Origin of the sequence: Nocardia sp. CA-135398 (assembly GCF_050955845.1) — a bacterium.
GTDB lineage: Bacteria > Actinomycetota > Actinomycetes > Mycobacteriales > Mycobacteriaceae > Nocardia.
Genome location: NZ_CP192084.1, coordinates 5,028,824 through 5,046,440 on the forward strand (window position 1 = coordinate 5,028,824; position 17,617 = coordinate 5,046,440).

At 65.7% G+C, this 17,617-nt stretch carries 18 protein-coding genes and 1 pseudogene; 5 read left to right on the forward strand and 14 right to left on the reverse strand.

Features of this window, described 5'->3' with window-relative positions; genetic code table 11:
* Window positions 1–42 precede the first annotated feature (42 nt).
* Entirely contained in the window at window positions 43–1,029 is a 987-nt protein-coding gene (locus tag ACQP1T_RS22030; RefSeq protein WP_433754926.1) for a DUF1259 domain-containing protein, read from the forward strand.
* A gap of 37 nt (window positions 1,030–1,066) precedes the next feature.
* On the opposite strand, the gene ACQP1T_RS22035 is transcribed toward ACQP1T_RS22030, so the two are convergent.
* Window positions 1,067–1,321 (reverse strand): hypothetical protein, encoded by a 255-nt coding sequence (locus ACQP1T_RS22035; RefSeq protein WP_433754927.1) that lies wholly within the window; start codon window positions 1,319–1,321, stop codon window positions 1,067–1,069.
* Window positions 1,318–1,977 (reverse strand): class I SAM-dependent methyltransferase, encoded by a 660-nt coding sequence (locus ACQP1T_RS22040; protein ID WP_433754928.1) that lies wholly within the window; start codon window positions 1,975–1,977, stop codon window positions 1,318–1,320. The genes ACQP1T_RS22035 and ACQP1T_RS22040 overlap by 4 nt, the downstream gene beginning before the upstream one ends.
* Window positions 1,978–2,063: 86 nt before the next feature.
* Between ACQP1T_RS22040 and ACQP1T_RS22045 the strand changes: the two genes are divergently transcribed.
* Window positions 2,064–2,705 (forward strand): TetR/AcrR family transcriptional regulator, encoded by a 642-nt coding sequence (locus tag ACQP1T_RS22045; RefSeq protein ID WP_433754929.1) that lies wholly within the window; start codon window positions 2,064–2,066, stop codon window positions 2,703–2,705.
* A 152-nt stretch (window positions 2,706–2,857) separates the two neighbouring features.
* Here the strand turns inward: ACQP1T_RS22045 and ACQP1T_RS22050 are convergent, their stop codons facing one another.
* The 7 genes and pseudogenes from ACQP1T_RS22050 to ACQP1T_RS22080 form a co-directional block, all read right to left on the reverse strand.
* The gene (locus ACQP1T_RS22050) at window positions 2,858–4,198 is read right to left on the reverse strand and encodes a sensor histidine kinase (protein WP_433754930.1); all 1,341 of its coding nucleotides are present in this window, start codon (window positions 4,196–4,198) and stop codon (window positions 2,858–2,860) included.
* Complete coding sequence (locus ACQP1T_RS22055; protein ID WP_433754931.1) at window positions 4,195–4,749, reverse strand: response regulator transcription factor; 555 nt, start codon at window positions 4,747–4,749, stop codon at window positions 4,195–4,197. The genes ACQP1T_RS22050 and ACQP1T_RS22055 overlap by 4 nt, the downstream gene beginning before the upstream one ends.
* On the reverse strand, window positions 4,737–4,886 hold the full coding sequence (locus ACQP1T_RS22060) for a hypothetical protein (protein ID WP_433754932.1): 150 nt from the start codon (window positions 4,884–4,886) through the stop codon (window positions 4,737–4,739). Before ACQP1T_RS22060 ends, ACQP1T_RS22055 begins: the two co-directional genes overlap by 13 nt.
* Window positions 4,887–5,590: 704 nt before the next feature.
* Window positions 5,591–6,286 (reverse strand): annotated as a pseudogene (locus ACQP1T_RS22065) (KUP/HAK/KT family potassium transporter); the annotation flags it as partial.
* Window positions 6,287–6,336: 50 nt separating this feature from the next.
* Complete coding sequence (locus ACQP1T_RS22070) at window positions 6,337–7,359, reverse strand: 2-dehydropantoate 2-reductase (RefSeq protein ID WP_433762308.1); 1,023 nt, start codon at window positions 7,357–7,359, stop codon at window positions 6,337–6,339.
* Between the two features lie 34 nt (window positions 7,360–7,393).
* Window positions 7,394–8,371, reverse strand: a complete 978-nt coding sequence (locus ACQP1T_RS22075; RefSeq protein WP_433754933.1) for a helix-turn-helix transcriptional regulator — start codon at window positions 8,369–8,371, stop codon at window positions 7,394–7,396.
* A 70-nt stretch (window positions 8,372–8,441) separates the two neighbouring features.
* Window positions 8,442–9,437, reverse strand: coding sequence for a helix-turn-helix transcriptional regulator (locus ACQP1T_RS22080; protein WP_433754934.1), 996 nt, complete (start codon window positions 9,435–9,437; stop codon window positions 8,442–8,444).
* A gap of 88 nt (window positions 9,438–9,525) precedes the next feature.
* Here ACQP1T_RS22080 and ACQP1T_RS22085 point away from each other — a divergent pair, with 88 nt between their 5' ends.
* Window positions 9,526–9,822 (forward strand): MTH1187 family thiamine-binding protein, encoded by a 297-nt coding sequence (locus ACQP1T_RS22085; protein WP_433754935.1) that lies wholly within the window; start codon window positions 9,526–9,528, stop codon window positions 9,820–9,822.
* A 284-nt stretch (window positions 9,823–10,106) separates the two neighbouring features.
* On the opposite strand, the gene pafA is transcribed toward ACQP1T_RS22085, so the two are convergent.
* The 5 genes from pafA to dop form a co-directional block, all read right to left on the reverse strand.
* A complete protein-coding gene (gene pafA / locus ACQP1T_RS22090; RefSeq protein WP_218007602.1) occupies window positions 10,107–11,465 on the reverse strand; it encodes a Pup--protein ligase in 1,359 nt (452 codons plus the stop codon).
* 175 nt (window positions 11,466–11,640) lie between these two features.
* Window positions 11,641–12,423 (reverse strand): proteasome subunit alpha, encoded by a 783-nt coding sequence (gene prcA / locus ACQP1T_RS22095; RefSeq protein WP_433754936.1) that lies wholly within the window; start codon window positions 12,421–12,423, stop codon window positions 11,641–11,643.
* A complete protein-coding gene (gene prcB, locus ACQP1T_RS22100) occupies window positions 12,420–13,286 on the reverse strand; it encodes a proteasome subunit beta (protein ID WP_433754937.1) in 867 nt (288 codons plus the stop codon). Before prcB ends, prcA begins: the two co-directional genes overlap by 4 nt.
* Window positions 13,283–13,477, reverse strand: coding sequence for a ubiquitin-like protein Pup (locus tag ACQP1T_RS22105; RefSeq protein ID WP_014351559.1), 195 nt, complete (start codon window positions 13,475–13,477; stop codon window positions 13,283–13,285). The genes prcB and ACQP1T_RS22105 overlap by 4 nt, the downstream gene beginning before the upstream one ends.
* Window positions 13,478–13,793: 316 nt before the next feature.
* Window positions 13,794–15,293 (reverse strand): depupylase/deamidase Dop, encoded by a 1,500-nt coding sequence (gene dop / locus ACQP1T_RS22110; protein ID WP_433754938.1) that lies wholly within the window; start codon window positions 15,291–15,293, stop codon window positions 13,794–13,796.
* A gap of 138 nt (window positions 15,294–15,431) precedes the next feature.
* Between dop and ACQP1T_RS22115 the strand changes: the two genes are divergently transcribed.
* Both ACQP1T_RS22115 and ACQP1T_RS22120 read left to right on the forward strand, forming a co-directional pair.
* The gene (locus ACQP1T_RS22115; RefSeq protein ID WP_433754939.1) at window positions 15,432–16,643 is read left to right on the forward strand and encodes a DUF418 domain-containing protein; all 1,212 of its coding nucleotides are present in this window, start codon (window positions 15,432–15,434) and stop codon (window positions 16,641–16,643) included.
* Between the two features lie 196 nt (window positions 16,644–16,839).
* Complete coding sequence (locus ACQP1T_RS22120) at window positions 16,840–17,598, forward strand: hypothetical protein (protein ID WP_433754940.1); 759 nt, start codon at window positions 16,840–16,842, stop codon at window positions 17,596–17,598.
* Window positions 17,599–17,617 lie beyond the last annotated feature (19 nt).

Genomic DNA, 17,617 nt, shown 5'->3' on the forward strand with positions numbered 1-17,617 from the left:
CTCCCCCCGAGCAGACTGCCTCCTCCGACGACAGGAACTCTCATGCGCAGATCTGCTCGTCGATCCGTCCGATGCGTGGCGGTCCTGACGGCATCGCTGGCCATCACGGTGGCGGCGGGCTGCTCCAACAACAGCAGCAGCACAACCTCCAACACCTCAACGATGAACATGCCGATGGGCGGCACCCACAAACCGGTCACCACCAGCGACGCCGACTGGAAACCGGTCACCGACGCCCTCGGCCGCACCGGCAAATTCGGCGACAACAACACCGTCTACCGCATCCCCCTGGTCCGCTCGGACCTGCAAGTGCAATCCCAAGGCGTCGCGATCAAACCCGGCCTGTCCCTCGGCGGCTACGCCGCGTTCGGCAAATACGACGACACCGCCATGGTGATGGGCGACCTGGTCATCACCGAAGAGGAACTGCCGAAGGTCACCGACGCCTTGCACGCCAACGGTTTACAGCAGACCGCTCTGCACAAGCACCTGCTCGAACAGTCCCCGCAGATCTGGTGGACCCACATCGCGGGCATGGGTGACCCGGCGAAGCTCGGCAAGGCCCTCAAAGCCGTCCTGGATGCCACCTCTATTGCCCCTGCTGCGGCTCCTCCGGCTCAGCAGCCGCCGGTCGATATCGACACCGCCGGTGTGGATGCGGCGTTGGGCCGCAAGGGAACCGCTGACGGCGGCCTGTACAAGTACAACCTCGCGCGCGCCGACACCATCAGCGACAACGGGCATGTACTGCCGCCAACCTACGGCGTCACCACGGTGATCAACTTCCAGCCCGTCGGTGACGGAAAAGCCGCCATCAACGGCGACTTCGTCATGACCGGCACCGAAGTCAACAAGGTCATCGAGGCACTGCGCACCGGCGGCATCAACGTGGTCGAACTGCACAACCACATGCTCACCGACGACCCACACCTGTTCTACCTGCACTACTGGGCCGTCAACGACGCCGTCACCCTAGCCAAAGCGCTGCGCCCAGCACTCGACGCGACCAACCTCGCACCCGCGAAATGACACCCCGGCGGCCGAACGCGGGTCCGGCCACAGGAGCTCAATAACGATGGCTTGGCGGGGATTCAGCTGACGAGCTTTCACTGGCCCGCCGTCGAGCCCATCGAATACCGAATCCGGCGAACAGCACATGGACGGCGATTCCCGCGACAGCTATGGCCAGGCCCGCACCCGCGACCGCGAGCCAGATCATCGCGCCCAGCAGCAGATGCAGACCGACACCGATCCCGATCAGCAGCAGTGCCGCCCACCGCACTACACCAGAGCGACCCCGCAACGGATTACCGTGGCTCACCTGCCCGCCCCGGGCTTGGTGGCGGTGACGTAGCGAATCCATGGATGCAGGTCGCCAGAGCTGATTCGCTCGAATCCGGCGTCGGCGACCATCGGCTCGAGCAGGTGCAGCGGATTGTTGGCCATGGCCGGACCGGTCAATGCCTCGATGAGGTGATTGCCGAGATGGTTTGCCGGTGGCCGGAACTCGCCGATCAGCAGCCGCCCACCCGGGCGCAGCACCCGCCACATCTCGCGCACCGCACGAGCACGCATGTCTTCCGGAAGATGGTGCAGCATGAGGCAATTCGCCACGACATCGAAGGATTCATCGGCGGCGGCCAGTGATTCGGCGACCCCGACGGTGTAGGTGCAGTTGACTTCCTTGGTGATCGCGCGGGCCCGCTCCAGCACCTTCGCCGAAGGATCCAGCCCCGCCACCGACCCGGCGCCGACGACAGCGGCCAGTCGACGCGTCAAATATCCGGTGCCGCAACCGATATCGAGGACACGATCGCCCTCGCGCGCACCGCTGAGTTCGGCCAATCGCCGGTACACGCGGCCACGTCGTCCGCCGAAGAACACCACACCGAAGACGTCGTAACCGGCGCCGTGATCGATGGTGAGCCCGTCGGTGCCGGGATCGGGATTGTTGTGCAAGAGATGTCCGAGGCCCATAGCCCACTCCTTAACTTAGTGACGACTAATATACGATAACTTAGTCGCGACTAAGTTATTTGTGCAAGGGTAGATACCATGACGACATGGCCCGCACCCGTTCCTCGACTCCTCCCGATCGGCCCCGCACGCGCCTCAGCGCCGCCGACCGGCGCGCATCGATCATCGACGCGGCCACTCAGGTGTTCGCGGAGTCGGGCTACCAGCGCGCCACCATGGCCCAGATCGCCACCCGCCTTGGTGTCACCGAACCCGTGCTGTTCCAGAATTTCGGCTCGAAAACCGGCCTCTACGCCGCCGTCGTGGCACACGCCACCGGCCACATGGCCACCATGATGCGCGAACTCGCCGAACACAGCGACTCGCTCGCCGGTCTGCTGAGGCAATTGCTGAGCCCCGACCACATCGACGAACTGCACGCACCCGGCTCCCTCGGCGTCATCTTCGCCGACGCCATGACCCTGACCGCCGAACCCGCGATCGAAACAGCCGTCCGCCAGCATGTCCGCGAACTGGCCGACGTGCTCACCGAAGTCATCGCACGCGGACAACGCGACGGGGAACTGCGCGCCGATCTCGACCCCGACGCCGCCGCCTGGATGGTGCTGTCATTCATGTCCGCGCACCCATTTCGGACCGCGGTCATGCCCGATCGACGGCACCTCGAAGAAGGCATTGCCGCAATGACCCTGGGCATGCTGCTGAATCAGGGCGAATCACCTGCGTAAGCGGACCGCCTGCCGATTCAGGTAGCCGGATACAGGCCAAATACGACGCGACCGTGCACCTGCGCCAAACCATCCGCACTGGCGTCGAACCGCGCACCGCGGCCTTGGTTACTTCTTTGGAGCCCGGTCCCGACTGCCAACTCGCTGGGCAATCACGCGTCGGACGCACCCAGCGACAGGGTAATGACCAGTCCACCGTCTGGATGATTTCCAGCGGTCACGCTCGCGTGGTTGTGGAGCGCGAGCGTCCTCACGATGGCCAGGCCGAGTCCGCTCCCGCCGGAGGTGCGCGCGGTATCGGCGCGGGTGAACCGCTCGAAAGCATGCGGTAGGAACTCCGGATCGATGCCGGGCCCATGGTCGCGGACGGTGATCATCACCGCCGTGTCTCCCGTGCTGGCGGCGCGGATGTCGACAGGCGGGCGGCCATGATCTAGGGCGTTGTCGAGCAGATTGGTGAGGATGCGATCCAGGTCGTCGGGGTCGGCATTCACTTGCAGCTCGGACGGGCAATCGATAGCAATGTCGCGCGCTGCGCCACCGTGGCGTTCGATCACCGCCTCGAGCAGCGGCCGCAGTTCGATTGTCGGCAGCGCAGTCTCGGGATCGCGGGACTTGACCGCGGTGGCCGAGAGCATGTTTCGGGCCAACCTGGACAGACGCTCGGTTTCGTCGAGCGCCGAACGCAACGCATCGATGAGCTCGGCATTGCTGCGCGGTCGACGCAGGGCCAGCTCGAGCTCGGTGGTGAGCAGCCCCAGTGGGGTGCGTAGTTCGTGGCCGGCGTCGGCGACGAATTGTCGTTCCCGGTCGAGGGCCTCGTGCAATCGCGTCAGGAGGTCGTTGAAAGTGGTTCCCAGCCTCGATATCTCATCATCGGCAGCCGGAATCGGCAGACGTGCAGCCGGATCGGTGTCGGTGATACCCGCAGCGCGGGCCCGCATGCGTTCCACCGGGCGCAACGCGGCAATGGCCAGCGCGTAGGCGCCCAGAGCCGCGATCAGGAGAACCAGGGGAAACGCGGTCGCCAGCTCACGAGAAAGGTCGGCGACGGCGGCGTCACGATCGGCCAGGCTGACGACGACGACCACAATTCGGTTCTCCGGTGCGCTGGTCGCGGCGAGCCTGACCGGCTTGGGCAGGTCCCCCGCGGCCGGATGATCGGCAATCACCGTGCCGTACCGGGCGGCAGCCAATTCAGTGCTCGAAAGGACCGACGGTCCAGCCAATTCCGCGGTCGACGCGACAACCTGTCCATCGGCGGTGAGAACCTGCACCGCGGTGTCCTGATTGGGGCCCGGCAACGTGGGTTCGATGGCGGCCGCGATCGGACGCAGCTCGGTGAGCTGATAGGTCAGTGACTCGGTGACCGACTCATCCAGGAACGAACGCATGTGCGCGACGGTGGCGTAGCCGACCACCGCCAGGACCACCGCCATCATCACCGTGAAGGCGACGGTGAGCCGTATCCGAATAGGCCAACGGCCGATCATCGCGACCGGCCTTCGATCCGTCCGCCGTCTCTGCGCAGCCGGTAGCCCGCGCCACGCACTGTTTCCAGCGAACTCACTGCGAACGGCCGGTCGATCTTGTCCCGCAACCCACGCACATGAACATCGACCACATTGGACCTCGCTTCGTAGGCGAAGTCCCAGCAGTGCTCGGTCAACACCTCGCGGGTGAGCACCGTTCCCGGCTGCGTGAGGAACATCTCCAGCAGAGCGTATTCCTTTGCGGTCAAGACGATTTCGTCATCACCACGCCAGCAGCGACGCGCGGCGGTATCCATCCGCAGATCCCCCACCACCAGCAGAGTCGGACGCGGAACCGGACCACGCCGGATCAGCGCCCGCAGCCGGGCGAACAACTCATCGAGATGAAACGGCTTGGTCAGATAGTCATCCGCACCACCGTCCAGCCCGGCGACCCGATCCCCCACCGCGCCCCGCGCGGTCAACATCAACACCGGAACCCAGACCCCCTCACCCCGCAACCGCTCGCACACCTCGAACCCGCTACAGCCGGGCAGCATCACATCCAGCACAATCGCGTCATACGCGCGACTACCCCATATCCATCCGGACCGTCCACGGCGACATCGACGGCATACCCCTCTTCGACCAAACCGCGCCGCAGCAATTCGGCCATTTTCGGTTCGTCCTCGACAACCAGCACACGCATGGCGGCCCGCTCCCGTCTTCATCTCGGCTTCATGAAAGGCCGATACACCTGATGCGCGCGGACTTGCCTGGTCCCTGTCCCACTACTACACCACGAAAACCGAGAAAATCCATCGCCGCTTTCCGCGCCGGGTCGAAGTCCGGGAGCACCGAAACCAGAATGTCTTTGACGCTCACCGGCCGACCCGTCTGCGGCAGTGCGTACCGGCTGGCTGCTGCGTATGCGCGTTCTGCTCGCCGTCACCGCGGCCACCCTCGCCCTCACCGCTGGATCGGCCGCGGCACATGCGCCGCTGCCCTTGGCGGTGGGAACGGTGAGGAAGGTGATCGCGCCCGCACTGACTCCCTGCAGCAAACGGCCGACCTCGCCCGCGCGCACGGTAATCCGCTTCGATAACCAGCCGCCCACCCGAAAACCACAGGCCGTCCCCGTTCTCATGTTCGACATGCCCCGCCCAGGCGCCATAAAGTTGGGCCCGATTCCGCAGGGCCGCACGATCCCTCAGACGGGATACGTACCCGCGATGACCAGGCGTTTTTCAGTTGCCCATGTCTTGCTTGCCCTGCCGAGTACCGGTACCTGCGATCCTCGCTGAAACCGATACCGCCACAAACGAATTCACCGACAGGACCATCAGACCTGCGCACCTCTCGACCTCCTGGCCACTGCCGCCAGGACGGATAGGTGTCCAACGCTCTGCGGTGCTATACCTCGATGTGGGAGCCCATGATGACGGTGCGGTCGCGGGGCAGGCCGAAGTATTCAGCGGCGTCGGCGGTGATGTAGGAGGTCGCGATGAACAATCGTTTCCGCCACGTCGCCATGGTGGGCGCGGTGCCGCGTCGCAGTTCGATCTTCGACAAAAAGTACGACGCCTGGTCCAGGTCCAACCGTCCCTCGGTCTCAGCGGGGTCGATTCCGGCCAGCGCTCGTGGCACGTCGGGTGTCTGCATGTACCCGAATCGGGCGGTGACGTGAATGATGCCGTCGTCGGCGTAGCCGAGGTGATCGACGGTGACGCATTCCGCGGCCGCTATGCGGGGTACCGGTTCGGTCTGGATCGCCGCGATGACTACGTGTTCGTGCCGGACGTGGTTGTGCTCGACGTTGGCGCGCATGGCCAACGGTGTGGTCTGCTTGCCACGGTTCAGGAAGATGGCTGTGCCGGGCACCGTCAGCAATCCTGGTTTCCCGCTTTGGATGTCGTCGATGAACTCGCGTAGTGATCCTTCCCGGCGTTCCCGTTCGGTGGTGACGATCTTGCGGCCGCGCTGCCAGGTGGTCATGACGGTGTAGGCGGTGACACCGATCAGCAGCGGCAGCCATGCGCCGTGCGCGAGCTTGGTCAGGTTGGCTGCCAGGAACAACAGATCCACCAGCAACAGCGGGACCGCACCCAAGTTCGATGTGAGCACATGGAGTTACCCATGTACTCACGAAATCAGTCGTCCTATGTGTCAGCCGCCGTTCGCAGTTGCTCCAATAGCTCCGGCCCGGTCCAGTTGCGGCGGTCGCCGTGCTCGGCGGCCACGATCAGTTCGATGAGTCGCTGATTGACCGGTGTCGGCAGCCCCACCATCGCGCCGAGGCTCACGATCTCCCCGCATAACCAGGAGATTTCGGTTTTGCGACCGAGTTCGAGGTCGTCGGCCATGGACGAGCGTGCCTCCGGATCGACGGCAAGTACCGCCGCGGCGACCCGGCGGAAGATCCCGTCCGGGACGGTCAGCAGCCGGGCCATCCATTCCGGCGGCAGCGGCGTCAGCCGGGCGGGGCGAATGCGCGCTCGGTTCATTGCCGCGAGCGCCTCGCGCTGGGTGAGGGCCAGGCAGCGCCGGAAGTCACGGTCGGACAGTTCCTCGCGCAACGGCCGACCGGACAGCGCGTTGATCGGGTTGTTGAGGTTCAGCAGCAGCTTCGCCCACTGCACCGGCAGCAGGTCCGGATACCGCCGCAGGGCCAGACCCGCCCGCGCGAACAACGCGGTGAACTGTGCGAGCACCGGATCGTCCTGCACCGCGAGCCCACCCTCGGTGCCGCGATGGAACCGGCCGTCGGGATGGTGCACGACGTTGAACATCACCATCCCCGCCAGCACCACGCAGGTGGGCAGGACTTCGCGGATCACCTTGTCGTTGCCGATCCCGTTCTGCAGGCTCAGCACCACGGTGCCGGCACGGATCTTGCCGTCGAGATCGCGTACAGCCGCCGCGGTCGCCGCCGACTTCACCGTGACCAGCACCAGATCGGCGGACCCGACATCCTCCGGCGTGGTCGACACCCGCACCGCATCCCCCGCCACCGATACGTCACCGCCGTCGAGGTCGGTCAGCCGCAGCCCGGACGCGCTGATCTCGTCCAATACCCGCTGCCGACCGACGAATGTGACATCGGCTCCGGCCGCCGCCAGCTTTCCACCGACGAAGGAACCGATGCTCCCGGCGCCCAGGACCAGCACCCGAGCGGGTGCCATCACCTCACTCACGCCGTTCCAGCCTCCGTGCGATTCATCTGGTCTCCAGGAAACCGGCCGCCTCGTAGGCGGCCAGTGCGGCATTCGAACGTTCCCGCACCGCGGTGATCAATTCGGGTGGACCGAGCACCGTGACGCCGGAACCGAAGCCGAGCAGCAGCCGCGCCATCCAGTCCATGGTGGCGAAGCGCATGGTCGCCTCGATGCTGCCGTCCGGGTGCACGGCCATCCGGTGCATCGGGTATTGATCGAGCACCCAACCGTAATCGCCGCGAATGCGCAAGCGCGCCAACGGAACCGCGGGATCGTCCTGGAACAGGTCGAGCGCGGCGGCCTCCTCGGTCGCGTGGCTCGGCGGCCGCGCGGGCTCGTCGAGTTCGGTGGCGGCCTCGATCCGATCGAAGCGGAACAGCCGCACCCCTTCGGCCTCGCGGCACCAGGCCTGCAGATAACTGTTGTTGTCCACCAAGACAATACGGATCGGATCGACGACACGTTCTGATACCACATCGCGACTCGCCGAGTAGTAGACCAGTCGGAGCGCGCGCTGGCGGGCCAGCGCGGAACGTACCGTCGAGACCCCCGGCGCCTCGGTCGGCAATTGCTCGCGGGCGTTGTCGACGGCCTTGCCGCCGACGATGGCCGATTCCAGTTTGGCGATCGCCGCATGCGCCGCGGTCGGATCGACCATGCCCGGCATATCCACGATCGAACGCAGCGCCACCAGCAATGCGGTCGCCTCGGTGGAGGTCAGCCGCAGCGGCCGATCGATGCCCGCCGAGAAGGTGACCTCGATGCTCTCCTCGGAGAACGACAGGTCGATCAGATCGCCCGGCCCGTAACCGGGCAGGCCGCACATCCACAGCTGGTTCAGATCACTCATCAACTGCTTGGTCGTCACACCGAGATCGGCGGCGGCCTCGGCGGCGCTGATCCCCGGATTCGCGATGAAGTACGGAATCATGTTGAGCAGCCGCGAGAGCCGAACCGAAAGCCGACTGCGCTCACTCATGACCGTGCCTCGCTGGCGCTCGGCTCCGTCATGACCGAGCGGTGCTCAGCTGCGCCTAACGTTCGCTCGCTCATGCCGTGACCTCCGTATGATCGAAGACCGAACGCAATCGCGCCACCACATCCGCGCGCAGTTCCTCCGGTGCGAGCACCACGGCATCGGGGCCGAGTCCGGTGATCAAGCGCGCCAACCAATCTCGGGATCGGATCGGCAATTCGACGACCACGCCACGGCGTTCGCCGATCGTGCGCTCTTCCAGCACGGGCCCGAGTCGGCGGATCTCGCGGCCGTGACCTTCGGCCACCCACACCGTCGCGGTACCGGTCACCGGAGCGCTGCCGGTGACGGTGCCGACGATCTCACGCAGATCCACGCCGTCGGGTTTACCGACCGAATTGGGTGGGCCGTAGGCGGTCACATCGTCGCCGATGCGCGATAGCCGGAAGCTACGAACCGCTGCTCGGTTCCGGTCATGCCCGACCAGATACCAGCGGCCGTTGTGCGTGACCACACCCCAGGGCTCCACATCGCGCATGACATACGGCTCGTTGATCGCGCCCCGATGTTCGAACCGCACCGCCTGACCCGCATCGATCGCGGCGAGCAGCTTGCCGAGCACCGCATCCGAGCCGCGGGTGCGCGCCGGAACGGCGGGCACCGAGGCTACCGCGGAATCGGTCTCGACATGGATTCCGGCCGCGCGCAACTTCAACAGCGCGCCCTCGGCCGCGGCCGCCAGCTCCGGCGACTCCCACATCTGCACCGCGACCGCGACCGCCGCCGCTTCCTCACTGGTCAGATCGATATCGGGTAGTTCGTAGGCGTCGCGGTTGATCCGATAGCCCTCCACCGTCGAAAACCGGCTGACCTGCCCGACCTCCAAGGGAATTCCCAGGTCACGCAGCTCGTTCTTATCGCGCTCGAACATTCGACTGAACGCCTCGTCGCTGGCCGAATCCTCGTACCCCGCGACGCTGTCCCTAATCCGCTCCGCGGTCAGGAATTGCCGGGTCGACAGCAGCGCGATGACCAGATTCATCAGCCGCTCGACCTTGGATATCGCCACTCGACACAGGGTAATCGGCCGCCCGGCGCACCCGCGCGTCGGCGCGCGATTCACCGCATACCGGTTCGCGCGCAGCCATTATGGAACCATGATCATCGCGTTCTCCGTGACACCGCTGGGCGAGGGCGTCGACGTCGGCCGAGCCGTCGCCGAAGCCGTCCGAATCGTGCGAGCCAGCGGCCTGCCCAATCGCACCGACGCCATGTTCACCACGATCGAGGGCGAATGGGACGAGGTCATGGCCGTGGTCAAGGAAGCCACGGATGCCGTACTCGCGGCCGCACCCCGCTGCAGCCTGGTCCTGAAGGCCGATATCCGCCCAGGCGTCACCGATGCCATGACCTCGAAGGTCGAGACCGTCGAGCGCTATCTCGCCGAGAACTGACGGTCAGCCACGCTCACGTTCGCCCTCACAGACCTTCGGCCTCCCCCACAGAAGTCACAACCCCTGCGAGGCGCTCACAAGATCTGCGTGGACACAAGCACAGGCCTGCCCTCGACTACCGCGCCCGAGCACTGAGCCCGAGGCACGCCTACCTTCGGCGTCACAGACCTTCGGCCACCCTCGCACAAGTCACATCCGCGGCGACGCGCTCACTAAGTCTCCGAGGACACAGGCGACGGAGGCGCGCTCACTTCGATTGCTGCCCCCTCGGACGGGCGAAGCGCTTACATCGAGGCGATCAGCCGATCCACGCGCTCGTCGACGGAGCGGAACGGGTCCTTGCACAAGACCGTGCGCTGGGCTTGGTCGTTGAGCTTGAGGTGGACCCAGTCGACAGTGAAGTCGCGACCCGCTTCCTGGGCGGCGGTGATGAAATCGCCGCGCAGTTTGGCGCGGGTGGTCTGCGGCGGGGTGTCCACGGCCGCGTCGACGGCCTCGTCCTCGGTGACGCGCTTGGCCAGACCTTTGCGCTGCAGCAGGTCGAAGACGCCGCGGCCGCGCTTGATGTCGTGGTAGGCCAGATCGAGTTGGGCGATCTTGGGATCGGACAGCTCCATGCCGTAGCGGTCCTGGTAGCGCTGGAAGAGCTTGCGCTTGATCACCCAGTCGACCTCGGTGTCCACCTTGGCGAAATCCTGCGCCTCGACCGCGTCCAGGGTGCGACCCCACAGATCGACGACTTGGTCGATATTGGGGTCGCGGTCGCGGTTGCGCAGGTGCTCGACGGCGCGGGCGTAGTACTCGCGCTGGATGTCGAGCGCACTGGCCTGGCGTCCACCGGCGAGCCGGACCGGACGACGGCCCGTCAGGTCGTGGCTGACCTCGCGGATGGCGCGGATCGGATTGTCCAGGGCGAAATCGCGGAACGAGACGCCCGCCTCGATCATCTCCAGCACCAGTGCCGCCGTGCCGACCTTGAGCATGGTGGTGGTCTCGGACATATTCGAGTCGCCGACGATCACATGCAGGCGCCGGTACTTCTCCGCATCGGCGTGCGGCTCGTCGCGGGTGTTGATGATCGGGCGCGAGCGAGTGGTCGCCGAGGAAACGCCCTCCCAGATGTGCTCGGCACGCTGGGACAGGCAGAACGTGGCCGCCTTCGGCGTCTGCAGCACCTTGCCCGCACCGCAGATCAGCTGACGGGTGACCAGGAATGGCAGCAGCACATCCGAGATCCGGGAGAACTCACCGGCCCGCACCACGAGGAAGTTCTCGTGACAGCCGTAGGAGTTGCCCGCGGAATCGGTGTTGTTCTTGAACAGGTAGATATCGCCGCCGATGCCTTCCTCCGCGAGGCGCTGTTCGGCGTCGATCAGCAACTCCTCCAGCACGCGCTCACCAGCCCGGTCATGCGTGACCAGCTGCGCCAAGTTGTCGCACTCTGCGGTGGCGTACTCCGGATGCGACCCGACATCGAGGTAGAGCCGAGCACCGTTGCGGAGGAACACGTTAGAGCTACGGCCCCAGGAAACTACCCGGCGGAAAAGATACCGGGCCACCTCGTCAGGGCTGAGCCGACGGTGTCCGTGGAAGGTGCACGTCACACCGAATTCGGTCTCGATCCCCATGATTCGTCGCTGCACACTATCGACATTACAGCCATGTCATGTGCTCGCGTGGGGCTGCGGACAACCCCGGTGCATACGTCTTCACAACGATTTCGCACGTGAGCGAAATGTTCGGCGGAAAACTACCGGCCAAAACGAAGGCCCTCCCGAAAAATCGGGAGGGCCTTCGCAGTCGAACTATCGTGGTGGACTACTCCGACTCGGGAGCATCCTCGGACTTCTCCTCGGCGGGCGCCGCCTCGGCCTTGCTCGCCGACGTACCGCCGTTCAGCAACTGGTCGAGGGCCGCGCCCGCGACCCGGCGGAACGCCCGCCGCGGTCGCGCCTGTTCGAGGGTGGCGACCTCGAGCGAACCCACCCCGAGCACCCGCTTGTCCTTGTCCGCGGCACCCTCGGGCACCCCGGCCTTCAGGGCCTTGACGGCTACCCCGACCGCACCGGCCAGGTCGAGTCCGGGCTGGTAGGAGCTCTTCAAGGCGGTCAGGATCGGCTCGGTCGTGCCGCCCATCACCACGTATTCGCGCTCGTCCACTATCGAACCGTCGAAGGTGATCCGGTACAGCACCGATTCCGGTGACTGTTCCGGGTAGCCGACCTCGGCCACGCAGATCTCCACCTCATAGGGCTTGAGCTGATCGGTGAAGATCGTGCCAAGGGTCTGCGCGTAGGCATTGGCCAGACCACGACCGCTGACATCGCGCCGGTCGTACTGGTAGCCCTTCAGGTCGGCCTGCAGGATGCCACCGCGGCGCAGTGCCTCGAATTCGTTGTATTTGCCGACGGCCGCGAACCCGACGCGGTCGTACAGCTCGCTCACCTTGTGCAATGTCGCGGAGGGATTCTCCGCGACGAACAGCACACCCTTGTCGTAGGTCAGCACGATCACACTGCGACCGCGAGCGATGCCCTTGCGCGCGAGCTCGGTCTTGTCGCGCATGATCTGTTCGGCCGACGCGTAATACGGCAGTGTCATGCTGAGGCACTCCCCTCTTCCGCGGCCTCGCGATCGGCGACGATCGCCCGCGTGATCTGCTCCAACCGCGATTCGGTCACCTCGTCGGCGCCCTCGTCGTTGATGACGATCGCCGTCGGGTAGATGCCGCGCACCAGATCCGGTCCGCCGGTGGCGGTGTCGTCGTCGGCCGCGTCGAAGAGCGATTCGACGGCGATCCGCAATGCGCGGTCCTCATCGATTCCCTTGGCGTACAGCTTTTTCAACGACGACTTCGCGAACATCGAACCCGAACCGACCGCGGTGTAACCGAACCGCTCCTCACTGCGCCCGCCGACCACGTCGTAGGACACGATGCGACCGGCCTTGTCCGGATCGGTGGCGTGCTGGTCGTAGCCGACCAGCACCGGAACCACCGCCAGCCCCTGCAGGGCGGCAGGAAGGTTGTCGCGCACCATCTTCGACAGCTTGTTCGCCTTGCCGTCGAAGGTCAGCGAGACACCCTCGATCTTCTCGTAGTACTCCAGCTCGACGGCGAACAATCGCACCATCTCGATGGCCATGCCCGCGGTGCCCGCGATACCGGCCGCCGAATAGGTGTCGGTGATGTACACCTTCTCGATATCCCTGCTGGCCAACAGGTTTCCCTGGGTGGCCCGCCGGTCACCGGCGATCAGCACACCACCGCGGTACGAGACCGCCACGATGGTGGTTCCGTGCGGAGCCAGCTCCTTCGCGGCGGTGCCACCGGAGATTCCGGTGGCACCCTCGATCACGCCAAATCTGTTGCCAGGCAACAGCTCCGGTGCGTGCATGCGCAGGTGCTCGGTGAATGACGAGAGGGCGTGCCCCGGGTGGAGACGCAAGGGGTCACCTGCTGTCACTGGCCGCCCTTCTGCACATACGCGCGAACGAAGTCTTCCGCGTTCTCCTCGAGCACATCATCGATCTCGTCGAGCAGGTCGTCGGTGTCCTCCGCCAGTTTTTCGCGGCGCTCCTGACCGGCGGCGTCAACGCCCTCCGGACCCTCGTCCTCGTCGCCGCCCCCGGCGCGCTTGGTCTGCTCTTGTGCCATGGCAGCCGACCTCCTCTGTCCTCATCATGACCAGGGCTCCATTCTGAGCACGACCCTGATCATGAGCAATGTCCGTGCCCGTACATCAACACTACCCAGCCACCCTGACAACGTGCTGTGTTATCGGCCGCGTGGCCGCGGCGTGTTCGCGGCCCCCTGATGTCTCGCGTCCGAGCCGTCGAGACTCGCGACTGCGTCGCATGCGCTTCGACGGCTCGGACGCGAGACTGGCCGCGAACGGGTCGCTCGTAAGACTCGCTCCGTCGTGGTTACGATCGCGATAATCGTTGCTACCTGGGCTTATTCGCGCGACTTGCTAGGTGGTCAGCTGTTCGACCAACTCGGCGGCGGTATTCACGCCGTCGAGCAGCTTGCCGACATGCGCCCTGGTGCCGCGGCGCGGTTCCAGGGTCGGGATGCGAACGAGCGAGTCGCCGCCCAGGTCGAAGATCACAGAATCCCAGCTGGCCGCCGCGATATCGGCACCGAATCGACGCAGACATTCGCCGCGGAAGTAGGCACGGGTGTCGGTCGGCGGCTTGGTCATCGCATCGAGCACCTGCTGCTCGTTGACCAGGCGTTTCATCGAGCCGCGTGCGACCAGGCGGTTGTAGAGGCCCTTGTCCAGGCGGACGTCGGAGTACTGCAGGTCCATCAGGTGCAGTTTGGGCGCGGCCCAGCTCAGGCCCTCACGCTTGCGCATCCCCTCGAGCAGGCGCAGCTTGGCGGGCCAGTCCAGTATGTTGGCGCATTCCATCGGATCGCGCTCCAGCAGATCCAGCACGTTGGCCCAGTTCTCCAGGATGTCCTTGACGCGCGCGTCGTCGTTGCCGCTGCGGGCCACGAACTTCTCCACCCGGTCCAGGTAGATGCGCTGCAGCGCGAGGCCGGTGAGTTCGCGGCCGTCGGTGAGCGCCACCGTGGCGCGCAGGGTCGGGTCATGGCTGATCTGGTGGACAGCGGTGACCGGGCGAGCCAGCTGCAGATCCGACAGGTCCTCGCCCGCCTCGATCAGGTCCAGCACCAGCGCGGTGGTGCCGACCTTGAGGTAGGTCGACATTTCGGCGAGGTTGGCATCGCCGATGATGACGTGCAGGCGGCGGTATTTGTCCGCATCGGCGTGCGGTTCGTCGCGAGTGTTGATGATGCCGCGCTTGAGCGTGGTCTCCAGGCCGACCTCGACCTCGATGTAGTCGGCACGCTGAGACAGCTGGAATCCGGCGTGATCACCGGACTGGCCGATGCCGACCCGGCCGGAACCGCAGATCACCTGGCGTGAGACGAAGAACGGGGTGAGCCCGACGATGATCTGGTTGAACGGGGTGTCCCGGCTCATCAGGTAGTTCTCATGGGTGCCGTAGGAGGCGCCCTTGCCGTCGACATTGTTCTTGTACAGCTGCAGTCGCGGGGCACCCGGAACGCTCGACGCGTGCCGTGCGGCCGCCTCCATCACCCGTTCGCCCGCCTTGTCCCAGATGACCGCGTCCAACGGGTCGGTGACCTCGGGCGCGGAGTACTCCGGATGGGCGTGGTCGACGTAGAGCCGGGCGCCGTTGGTGAGGATCATGTTCGCCGCGCCGACCTCGTCGGCGTCGATTACCGGGGCCGGGCCGTTCATCCGGCTCAGGTCGAATCCGCGGGCGTCGCGCAGCGGCGATTCCACCTCGTAGTCCCAGCGCGTGCGCTTCGCGCGCGGCACCCCCTCCGCTGCGGCATAGGCGAGAACCGCTTGGGTGGAGGTCAGAATCGGGTTGGCCGACGGCTCGGTGGGGGTGGAGATGCCGTATTCGACCTCGATACCGATGATGCGCTGCATACCGTCGAGCCTAGGCGACGCGTGGCTGCCGTCGATCGCGACCGGCGGCATCGGCGATCTCGGGTGACCGCGATGTCATACCGACGGTGGTACTTCCGGAGGATACGGGCAGGCCGCGGCGGCCGGGATATTCGGAACATGACCGAGTCGATCGCCGAAATCACCGGGCGCCAGCGCAAGTCGGATGAGCCGAGCACCGTCACCCCGCCGAAGACCCCCGCGCGGTTGGTCGCCCTGGACGTATTGCGCGGCATAGCCATCCTCGGCACGCTCGGCACCAATATCTGGATACTCACCCACCCCGAGGGCATCGTCGGGTACATCGACGAATTGGGCAGCCCGGCGACCGGCTGGATGTGGTCGGAGCGAGTGCTGCAGCAGCTCGCACAGGGCAAGTTCCTGGGGCTGCTGACCATCATGTTCGGCATCGGCCTGGCCATCCAGCAGGGTTCGGCGGTGCGGGCCGGTCGACGGTGGCCGGGCAGCTATCCGTGGCGGGCCGGGCTGCTACTCCTCGACGGTGTGCTGAACTTCGTGTTCGTCGCGGAATTCGATGTGCTGATGGGTTATGCCGTCACCGGATTGGTCGTCGCCTTCATTCTCGCGACAAGTGGACGCGCGCAACGTCGTTGGCTGACCATCGCGGCCGGATTCCATATCGCCATGCTGACAGTCATCGGCGCCGCGATGGCCTTTGCGAACCAACAGGATTCGACGCCGCGCGAGCCGCTGGATCCGAATCCCTATGCGGACGGTTCGTTCTGGGATCTGGTGCTGTTCCGACTGGAGAACGCGGGCATGTTCCGGTTCGAGCCGATCTTCGTCTTCCCGATGTCGATCGCGCTGTTCCTAGCGGGTGCGCAGTTGTTCCGGGCCGGAGTGTTCCGACCGGAGGGTGCGCGGATACGTCGACGGCTCATGATCATCGGATTCGCTGTTGCCGCACCGATCGACCTGGCGGTCGGTGTGCTCGGCGGCGATCTGGTCTTGCTGACCAGGTACGGCACCGCCCCGTTCGTAGCCTTCGGCCTGCTCGCGCTGGTCGCGGAGTTCTACTTGCGTCGTCCGCGGGTCGGATTCGTCGGCAGGCGGCTCACCGAGGTCGGGCGGATGGCGCTGAGCTGCTACATCCTGCAGAATCTGGTCGCCTCGGCGCTGTGCTACGGGTGGGGTTTCGGGCTTGCCGCGCGCGTCGCCCCGGACGCTCGGGTGCCGTTCACGGTTGGCATCTACCTGTTGGTCGCGCTGATCATCGTGACCGTCGCGCACCTGTGGTTGCGCTGGTTCGAGCGTGGCCCGGTCGAGTGGTTGTGGAATCTCAGCTACCGGGCACTGGCCCGCGAACGCTGAGTCACCGCAGCGCTGGCGTGCATCGCCGCAGTTCAACACCCGAAACAGGGGCGAACGCGACAAGGATCGGCCCAACGATGACGAGGAGAACACGAGTAGGGCACTACTCGTGTTCTTTTCGTGCCGGTGCCGGATGCTGACGCGACGTCACCGAACTGCGTCGACGTATCGATTTCAGATGCACAGGAGGTGCGTAGTGTCGGAACCGGCCCGAGCAATGAGTAAGGAGCACGCGTTCGCCGAACTCGAACGGCTCGCGGACGATGACCTGATCCGCTTCGACGAGCCCGCGTCACCGGCCCTGGTCGGATTCGCAGGTTTCGACCCACAGTCCGGCCGGCCGCTACCGGGCAATCTGGCCGGGGTGGTCATCCGTCATGGCGCCACACCGGTGGCGCCGCGACACCTCGATCCGCGAAATGCGTTGGCACTGGTGCGATTCTGCCGATTCCTAGCCGCGAATTTCGGCGTAACCGAGCTGCACACGCTCGGAATCGACGGCCGCGGAACGCATTCCGAGGACTGCCACGGCCAAGGCCGCGCCCTGGATTTCGCCGGGGTCACCATGCCGGTGGGCGATGTATCGCGCAGGATCACCGTGGCAGCGCATTGGGGCACGGTCGAGACCGCGGTCACACCCGGCGGAACGTGGCCGCGCGGCACCGGATCTCGGGTGTGCTACCGGCTCGACGAACCCGATGCGAGCCCGCTCGGCGATCCGGACGGCGATCTGTTCGTCGCCGACTTCTTCCGCAGCGTCTACGATTTCGCGGCGGGTGAATGGCAGGACTGCTCGGACAGTCCCGATCCCGCCACTGCCATCTCCGGTATCGGCGATCCGAGTTTCATCCTGCATCCCGACCATCCGGACGACCACCCGCTACCCGCCACCACCGGCCGCGCGGCCCATATCGATCATATCCACTTCCAGATCGGCAAGTCCGGGACCGAGTAGGTGCACTAGCGTCGTCGGT